Here is a 7,072-nt window from a genome sequence, read left to right as displayed (position 1 = left end):
TTTTATCCTTTACGGAAATGTTGTTTTCTATCGATTTTTCGATGATTTCCTGACCCTGCCTGTGCTGTTCCAAACAAGCAACTTCTCCGATTTGGGCAGCAGTGCCAGTGCAATTATAGGATGGAAAGATTTATTTTACTTCGCAGATGTGATTCTTTTGATCGCATTCATTAAATTCATGCCTGGTTGGTTCTCTCTTAAAAATTACAGCCGTGCGAGCAGAAGAGCCTATTTCCTGGTCGCGATTGCACTCGTATTCTTCAATCTTGGACTGGCTGAATCGGAAAGACCACAGCTTCTGACAAGAACGTTTGACCGTGAGATGCTTGTGAAGAACATCGGCACATACAACTATCACATCTATGATATTTTTCTGCAGTCCAAGTCTTCTGCTCAGAGAGCACTTGCTGATGGCAGCGAGCTTGCCGATATTGATAACTACGTCCGGGCTAACTTCATCCAGCCTGATGACGAAATGTTCGGCATCGGGCAAGATAAGAACTTGATTATTGTTTCAATGGAATCACTTCAAAACTTCACAATAAATAGTAAGGTGAATGGCGAAGAGGTTACACCGTTCTTGAATGACTTCATCGGCGAAAGCTATTACTTCGATAATTTCTACCATCAGACGCAGCAAGGGAAAACGTCGGATTCCGAGTTCCTTTTGGATAACTCCCTTTATCCATTGAACCGTGGCGCTGTTTTCTTTACCCATTCTGGGAACCAGTTTGATTCATTGACAGAAAAGCTTGATGCAAATGGTTATTTCACAACTGCTATGCACGCGAATAATAGGAGCTTCTGGAATCGTGACATCATGTACGATTCACTAGGGTATGAGCGTTTCTACTCATTGCCGGATTATGAAGTAACGGAAGAAAACTCCGTTAACTGGGGAATGAAAGACATCCCATTCTTTGAACAGTCGGTCGAACATATGAAAGAAATGCCAAAACCTTTCAGTACAAAAATGATTACATTAACAAACCATTATCCATTCACACTTGATGAAGAGGATAAATTGATCGACCCTTATACATCTAACGACGGTACAGTGAATCGTTATTTCCAGACGGTACGCTACATGGATGAGGCGCTGAAGAACTTCATCACTGATCTGAAAGAATCAGGCTTATATGAAGATTCCGTCATCGTAATGTATGGAGATCATTATGGTATTTCAGAAAACCATAACACGGCGATGAGTCAATACCTGGGGAAAGAAGTGACTCCTTTTGTCAGCACCCAGCTGCAGAGGGTTCCACTGATTATTCATGTTCCAGGACAAGAAGGAAAGACAATTTCTAAAGTGTCTGGACAGATTGACCTGAAACCGACGATTTCACATTTGATGGGAATCGATACGAAGAAAGATATTCAATTCGGGGGAGATGTTTTCTCCGGACAGCATGAAGATTTCACCATATTACGGGACGGTCGTTTCATTACGAAAGATTATGTCTATGCTGGTGAAAAATGCTGGGATAAAGGTACTGAAAAAGAAACGGACATGAAATACTGTGAACCGTTCAAGGACCGTGCAAATGAAGAACTCGAATACTCTGACAAGATCATTTACGGAGACCTCCTTCGTTTTTATGAAGAAACAGAGTATCGTGATGAAGATCAATAACGATCATTCACCCAATTACATTTTCAAGAGCTTGCGAATCATATTCGCAAGCTTTTTTTGTCATGAAATAAACAGTCTTTCATATGAGTAAATAAAGATGATTAGCGGGGAGGCTGCAGAATGAAGATCAGGGTGAGAAATGGAGATACTTTTTGGTATTACAGTCAACTGTTCTATATTCCTATCGGATTGATCATTGATTCCAATCCTTCTCTTGATCCCAATGGGTTAAAGATTGGGGCAGAAGTGGAAATTCCGGGTTTTATTAAAGAAAGCTATATAATCAAACAAGGAGATACGTTTTGGAATATCGCGAACGTTTGGAATATAAATGTCGATGCCATTTTGCTGGTTAACGAAAACATCAATCCTAACTCGTTAAGCATCGGTACCAGCATCCACTTGCCTGCGAGGGTCATAACTCCTGTGGTGGATGGAAAACAAGGGTACAGCTACTCAGTACTGGAAAAAGACATAAGTAGATTAAAAGAAATATATCCATTCATGAAATTAAATTCGATCGGTGAAAGTGTACTGGGCAAGCCGATCATACAGATGAAAATCGGGAATGGTCGGAAAAAGGTCCATATGGATGCATCATTTCATGCAAATGAATGGATCACTACGTCGATCTTAATGACCTTCATCAATGATTATTTATTGTCGTTAACAAATGTCAAACCTATCCGAGGTGTTCAAACACTGCCGATATATAACGGGGTGACACTTTCTATTGTCCCGATGGTCAATCCTGATGGGGTCGACCTGGTGCTGAAAGGACCTCCAAATAATATGAAAGATCAACTTGTGAAAATCAACAAGGGCAGCTCTGATTTTACAGCATGGAAAGCAAATATCCGAGGAGTCGATCTCAATAATCAATTCCCTGCAAAATGGGAGGTGGAAAAGGAAAGAAAGGAGGAGAAGGAACCTGCACCGAGGGATTTCCCAGGAGATAAGCCTCTTTCTGAACCGGAAACCATCGCAATGGCAGAACTTGCAAAGGAAGAGGTTTTTGATCGCCTTCTGGCTTTGCATACGCAGGGAAAAGAATTTTACTGGGGATATGAAGGGTTGGAACCACCTGAAGCAGAAAGGCTTGCAAAAGATTTTGAAAGGGTAAGCGGGTATGAGTCCGTTCGATACGTTGACAGCTATGCAGGTTATAAAGATTGGTATATCAAAGAATTTCAGAAATCATCGTTTACATTAGAACTGGGTAAGGGGATAAACCCTCTCCCCATTTCTCAGTTCGATGAGATATACAGGGACACATTGGGGATTTTTCTTGTAGCAGTGTACAGGTGGTATTAAATGATTATCACGGGTCTTCAGTCGGTGATATTTTCCTATCTCACAGTAAGAATACGCAGTAGATTTTTAAAGGGAAAAGGAGTAAAATAAATCATCAAGTTCTTTCTGTGAAAGTTTACCGATACCTAAATGAATAGATTCCTTCTAAAGGACAGGTGGTGACCCTTTGATAAGGCTGTACAATCAGCATTAAATCAGTCGGTCATCACTTTTTGAATTTTTTGTAATGTTTTTAACACATTTTTGAAACATTTTCGTCTTTCATACGTACTAATTTATAAGAGAATTTATGGAGAGGAGGAGGACCATTTGAATAAAAGTATGCGGCTGACTTTCTTCATTATGATAAGTCTGATTCTTATGCAGGCTTGTCAGTCCCAGCCAGTCAAGACACCTCTTGCAGAAGAAACCAGACAAAATCAACCGGCAAAGAATATTAAAGAAAGCAGCATCTCATCAAAGACGTTTAAAGAAAATGTTGACTGGATATCTGACTCCGAGGTACTGACTGTTAAGGAAAATGAAGGGACAACTGCACTTTATATTACGGACGTCTATACCGGGGAAAGTGAAAAGGTTTATGATATCCCTCTTTCATATGTCCACTCAATGGTTTCTCCTGACAGAGATAAAATATTGATCCACTCAGCCCCCGCTACCTATACAGCCAAGATCACGATTATAGACCTTAACGGGAAAGAGTTATACAATGGAGAGATCCCTTCATATGAATTATCATATGAGTGGAATGAATTCGATACGAACAAACTCCTTATAACAAGCTTTGCTGAAGATTGGAGCTTTGATGTATTCGAATTAGACCTGAAGGACCCTGAATTACAAAAAGTGGATGTACAGCAGCCCTTCTTAAAGTGGAATTCAGATGTGTCCGTTCTTTACCAGGACTGGGACAATGACAGACTAAGTGTCTCTGCCCCCCTTGTGAGTAAAAATTTGCTTGACGCAAAAAAGGAAACAATCGACTCATCAAGCATTCATTTTGAACGATTCCCTGGCTTCTTGCTTTCAGTTCATTCAGATGATGAATCAGAGCCTGCCTTCAGTTATCAATTCATCAATGATAGCGGGGAAGTCCTGTCTCAATTTGAGACTCACCTGTTAAGCCGTTATTCTGATTGGTTCATTCCCTATTATGATATGATAGACAAGAAGGATGAATTGATTACATTTCAAGCGGACAATGCCGGTTCATTCGATACATATACCGGCGCATTTTCAATGAAGAGATGGGACGTCCCCGAGGGAAGCGCAGAAACTTTGTTTGAAGATCTTCCACTTGAACCGATTCAGTGTTCACCGCAGGGACTGTATTGCCTGTATGGAAACCAGCTTGAAAAGGTAATCAATTTAAAAAATCCTGCTATCATTCGACTACTAAAAGAGGAAGGGTAGATAGACATGGCCATCATTGACGTTACCGTCATACCAATCGGAACAGATACCCCAAGTGTGAGTTCATATGTTGCAGACCTGCAGCACATACTTAAGAGGCATCAGGACGAAGGCAGCATCCGCTTTCAGCTCACTCCGATGAATACCATCATTGAAGGTGAACTCTCTAAATTACTCGGAGTTGTTCAGGAAATACACGAAGCACCATTTCAAAAAGGGATCAAACGGGTCGCGACGAACATCAGAATCGATGACCGGAGAGATAAAGAAGGAACAATGGAAGGGAAGCTTTCCTCTGTTCAGAGACAATTGGAGAAATAAAGGTAAAGGCGAGGCGGGCATCCATATAGGTGCCCGCTTTTGTTTTTCGGTGAATAAAAAAACCTCCGAAACCGGAGGGTTTTTTTACATTTCTTTTAGTGACCACCTGGGTATCCAGAGTGAAGGACAGTCATAATTGTAAACCAGCCAAAAACACCTAAGGTTGCCAATGAAAATACGATTCCAAGAGCATTTTTGTTTTTGAATGTGCTTACCACTGCGAATAAAGCTAATAATGTAACCAATGCTGTAATAATTACAAGACCCATTTATATGACCCCTTTCATTAGAAAATACATTTTACCAACCATTTACAACAAATACAAATAAATTATGTACATAAATGCACTCATTAACATTTTATATTTTTTTCCTCTGTTTGTCGAGGTCAAAAATTTGACACTTCTATGGCGGCGGCATTCAGATTTATTTTTCTCTGCTTCCCGGTTCTGCTACAATGAAAATAGCTAATAATGTTGAAAAAGGAGAATGATGGAATGAATTGGAAACAGATACCCTTAGGGCCGTTGCAGACAAATTGTTATGTCTTATGGAATGATCAAAAAAAATGCTTAATCATCGATCCTGGTGCAGAAGGTGAAAGCTTAGTGAACTGGCTGAACGAAAATAATCTCCAGCCGCTTGCGATATTACTGACCCATGCTCATTTTGATCATATCGGAGCCGTTGAAAAGGTGCGAACTACATTTAGCATTCCGGTTTATATCGATGAAAAAGAGTCGGATTGGCTGATAGATCCTGGCCGTAATGGTTCTGGTTTATTTGGTATGGGTAAGATACAAGCCGAACCTGCTGATTACCTTCTATCATCCGAAAAGAAAATCGTCATTGAAGGCTTCACATTAGTGCTTTTTGAAACACCGGGACATTCTCCGGGAAGTCTATCTTATTATGTACCAAGTGAAGGAATAGTATTTGCCGGGGATACACTTTTTATGGGGAGCATAGGACGAAGTGATCTGCCTGGAGGAAACCATGAGCAATTACTTTCAAGTATACATGACCACTTGTTGACACTGCCTGAGGAAACGAAGGTCCTGCCCGGGCACGGTCCAACCACAACGGTAGGCCATGAAATGGACGGCAACCCCTTCTTAAACGGTTTTTAAAAACTAAAAAAATTCCCTTTAGCACAAGCTAAAGGGAATTTTTTTAGTGTCCTCCTGCACCCGGAGTCATCATAAAGGTCGTCCAGTAAGTAAACCCAGCGAAGAACACAGTTAGATAGGCACCGAAAATGTAAATATACATACGTTCGGAAAGTTTTAAGTAGCTTAACATAATGAAGAATCCTGTTTGGCCTAAAAAGATTAATGATGTCGTTGTCATATCGCCAAGATAAAACATTACAGCAAAAATTCCAGTCCAGAATCCAAGAACTCTGTACATACGATCCATATGTAACCCTCCTTTGCACCCTAAGTCCATCATTCAATATTATAAATGAATATTACTACAAAAGTAAATATCTGTTTGACGATAGTTTGTGACGATTGCGTGATATCTACTCAGGAGCACTTCAAAATGTCATATTGAATCTGTTAAACGCTTCCAGCGATAAATTGGGGCCATTTATATTCTACCCTTTCATTTAGAAATTAAGCAATAGTAGTGCATGTTCATTTTTTTTGTCCCTTTTTTTAACTGAAGATATTTCTAGCGATCAGAAACACACTGTTAACAGAATCCTGCAAGGAATCTTTTGAAATATGATTAGAATTTCAAAAGTGAAAAGTAACATTACTGTACAAATGTAATACAAGGATCCTACAATGGATGTAACCGGGACAGTATTTGTGTATAGATGATAGAAGGAGGAAGAATAATGGGAAATTTAATGTTTTATTCTTACCCAAGCTGTACTTCTTGCAGAAAAGCAAAAAAATGGCTGAATGCCAATTCGATCGATTTCAACGAACGTCATCTTTTCCGAGAAACTCCCACTCATAAGGAATTAGTCCAACTGTTGTCACTCACCACCGAAGGTTTGGATGAAATACTGGCCACACGCAGCCAGACTTTTAAAAAGCTGGGGAAAGATATAAACGACCTTCCACTTTCTGCTGTGATCGAGTTGATTGTCCAGGAACCCAAACTTCTCCGCCGCCCGCTAATAACAGACGGTAAAAAGCTCGTTGTTGTAGGTTATAACCCGGATGCCATGAAAGGTTTTGCCGGGAAAAAAACTTCATTAAAGAAAAGTAGTTAAAGGAATAGAAAAAAGGACAGTCCAACAAAAGTAAAATGTACCCTATAGAGTAGACACTTAAAAAAAGTCTACCTATAGGGTATTTTTTTGTATAATGACAAATAGACAACTAGTAGAAATCGGGGAATCATCATGAGTAAAAAAACATTCACAGAGAA

General features: G+C 39.9%; 8 protein-coding genes. 6 read left to right on the top strand and 2 right to left on the bottom strand.

The features are described 5' to 3' along the window. The 4 genes from HP456_RS17515 to HP456_RS17500 form a co-directional block, all read left to right on the top strand. The coding region (locus tag HP456_RS17515; protein ID WP_172253491.1) for an LTA synthase family protein at positions 1-1,636 on the top strand (1,636 nt) is incomplete at its 5' end. 120 nt (positions 1,637-1,756) lie between these two features. Next, positions 1,757-2,950: a M14 family metallopeptidase gene (locus tag HP456_RS17510; RefSeq protein ID WP_172253489.1), complete on the top strand. Its 1,194-nt coding sequence runs from the start codon at positions 1,757-1,759 to the stop codon at positions 2,948-2,950. 309 nt (positions 2,951-3,259) lie between these two features. Beyond that, positions 3,260-4,363, top strand: coding sequence for a YqgU-like beta propeller domain-containing protein (locus HP456_RS17505; RefSeq protein WP_172253487.1), 1,104 nt, complete (start codon positions 3,260-3,262; stop codon positions 4,361-4,363). Between the two features lie 6 nt (positions 4,364-4,369). After that, complete coding sequence (locus HP456_RS17500) at positions 4,370-4,684, top strand: MTH1187 family thiamine-binding protein (RefSeq protein ID WP_172253485.1); 315 nt, start codon at positions 4,370-4,372, stop codon at positions 4,682-4,684. Between the two features lie 95 nt (positions 4,685-4,779). On the opposite strand, the gene HP456_RS17495 is transcribed toward HP456_RS17500, so the two are convergent. Beyond that, positions 4,780-4,953 (bottom strand): DUF2759 domain-containing protein, encoded by a 174-nt coding sequence (locus tag HP456_RS17495; protein ID WP_172253483.1) that lies wholly within the window; start codon positions 4,951-4,953, stop codon positions 4,780-4,782. 228 nt (positions 4,954-5,181) lie between these two features. On the opposite strand from HP456_RS17495, the gene HP456_RS17490 reads away from it, so the two are divergent. Then, on the top strand, positions 5,182-5,814 hold the full coding sequence (locus HP456_RS17490) for an MBL fold metallo-hydrolase (RefSeq protein WP_172253481.1): 633 nt from the start codon (positions 5,182-5,184) through the stop codon (positions 5,812-5,814). Between the two features lie 43 nt (positions 5,815-5,857). Here HP456_RS17490 and HP456_RS17485 read toward each other — a convergent pair whose 3' ends face one another. Beyond that, complete coding sequence (locus HP456_RS17485) at positions 5,858-6,103, bottom strand: DUF2626 domain-containing protein (RefSeq protein ID WP_032087678.1); 246 nt, start codon at positions 6,101-6,103, stop codon at positions 5,858-5,860. Positions 6,104-6,530: 427 nt separating this feature from the next. Between HP456_RS17485 and HP456_RS17480 the strand changes: the two genes are divergently transcribed. After that, positions 6,531-6,914 (top strand): Spx/MgsR family RNA polymerase-binding regulatory protein, encoded by a 384-nt coding sequence (locus tag HP456_RS17480; RefSeq protein ID WP_216663332.1) that lies wholly within the window; start codon positions 6,531-6,533, stop codon positions 6,912-6,914. Positions 6,915-7,072: the final 158 nt, after the last annotated feature.

Source organism: Bacillus haikouensis (genome assembly GCF_013179555.1).
Taxonomy (GTDB): domain Bacteria; phylum Bacillota; class Bacilli; order Bacillales; family Bacillaceae_B; genus Rossellomorea; species Rossellomorea haikouensis_A.
The sequence above is the reverse complement of the archived record's forward strand: the minus strand, read 5'-3'. Positions and strand labels throughout refer to the sequence as shown.